The 619-nt window shown below is 70.3% G+C and carries 2 protein-coding genes; both read right to left on the bottom strand.

Going from position 1 to position 619, the window contains the following annotated elements; all coding sequences use genetic code 11:
- Window positions 1-321: hypothetical protein (locus PKE99_RS39275; RefSeq protein ID WP_271215140.1), on the bottom strand; the 321-nt coding region annotated here is incomplete at its 3' end.
- Window positions 318-619: ATP-binding cassette domain-containing protein (locus PKE99_RS39270; protein ID WP_271215139.1), on the bottom strand; the 302-nt coding region annotated here is incomplete at its 5' end. The genes PKE99_RS39270 and PKE99_RS39275, both read right to left, overlap by 4 nt.

The raw sequence follows: 619 nt of genomic DNA, 5'->3' as shown, positions 1-619 counted from the left end.
GGCCAGGTGGCCAGCCATCAGGCGCAGCCGCAGGCTTTCCAGCGCACGAAGTGTGGCGTCATGGGTGGCCAGCCGCTCGCCATATCGCGCAGCGGCACGGCCCAGCGCCAGAAAGCGCACCATGGCCGAGGGGCGGAAGACGTCAAACGTGGCCCCCACCCCGGCCAGACCGGCTGCGGCAGCGGCGGTGATGAACCAGCCCGAAAGACCCAGCAGCGCCACGCCCATCGCCAGCACCAGCACTGACAATGCCGCGCCGCGCAGCAGGGCGGTGCGCTGGTCCCGCAGCATCAGGCGCAGGATCTGCCAAAGCGCGCTCATGTGGCGCCTCCGATATGGATGATGCGGTCCATGCGTGCAGCAAGTGCAGGGTCATGGGTGGCGATGACCAGTGTCGCACCTCTTGCACGCTGGGACAGCAGGCCCTCGGTGACAGCACGCGCGGTTTCCGCATCCAGATCTGCAGTCGGCTCGTCAGCGAGGATCACATCAGGCGTGGTCAGCAGGGCGCGGGCCAGCGACAGGCGCCGCGCCTCGCCGCCCGACAGGCCGCTCCCGGTTTCGCCCGGCCGCGTGCGCAGGCGCGGGGTGAGATGGCCAGCCGCTGCGGCTTCCATGG

Source organism: Pseudonocardia halophobica, from assembly GCF_027922425.1.
GTDB classification, from domain to species: domain Bacteria; phylum Actinomycetota; class Actinomycetes; order Mycobacteriales; family Pseudonocardiaceae; genus Pseudonocardia; species Pseudonocardia halophobica.
The sequence above is the reverse complement of the archived record's forward strand: the minus strand, read 5'-3'. Positions and strand labels throughout refer to the sequence as shown.